Raw genomic sequence first — 491 nt, 5'->3', positions numbered from 1 at the left:
TTGATTTTAAGCCGGTGCCAGCCGGCGCCGAGGCCGACTTCTTCAACACAATCGCCCAATTGCGGACATTGCGTGTCCTGCTAGCGTCAGGAGATGACGACCATTTTCTGGCGGCTCGCTTACAGGCTCTATGCTCGACGCCAGCCCTCCATCCGCTTTGAGCTATTCACCTTCGGTTTCGTGGGATTCATGACGTTAATTCACGCCTATGCTGTTTCCGTCAATCCGACGACTGGCAATGCAATTCGCCTTCTGGCTGCCATGCTGATCGTCGTTGTCGGGTTCGCTCATCGGCATGTGCGGTTGGAATGCGCGAAAGGGCCACAGGCGCTGTACGTCAAGGCGATGGCTAAAGACGGCTAAATGACTGCTCTCCACCAGGTCGCGACGTTCGCACTGCTGATCGGCATTAATCCGAAGCGGCCAGTCTGCATTCGCCCGATTGTGTTGAAGAAGTCGGCCTCGGCGCCGGCTGGCACCGGCTTAAAATC

General features: G+C 56.8%; 1 protein-coding gene. It reads left to right on the top strand.

Annotated features, from left to right (window positions below; all coding sequences use genetic code 11):
- Window positions 1-93: 93 nt before the first annotated feature.
- On the top strand, window positions 94-363 hold the full coding sequence (locus IFS44_RS21730; RefSeq protein WP_192100233.1) for a hypothetical protein: 270 nt from the start codon (window positions 94-96) through the stop codon (window positions 361-363).
- Window positions 364-491 lie beyond the last annotated feature (128 nt).

Origin of the sequence: Sphingomonas sp. CFBP 13706, from assembly GCF_014842355.1 — a bacterium.
Classification (GTDB): domain Bacteria; phylum Pseudomonadota; class Alphaproteobacteria; order Sphingomonadales; family Sphingomonadaceae; genus Sphingomonas; species Sphingomonas aerolata.
The sequence above is the reverse complement of the archived record's forward strand: the minus strand, read 5'-3'. Positions and strand labels throughout refer to the sequence as shown.

Bases quoted from the DNA above. Each gene is read 5' to 3' on its own strand.
- IFS44_RS21730 (WP_192100233.1), top strand. From the start codon at position 94: ATGACGACCATTTTCTGGCGGCTCGCTTACAGGCTCTATGCTCGACGC.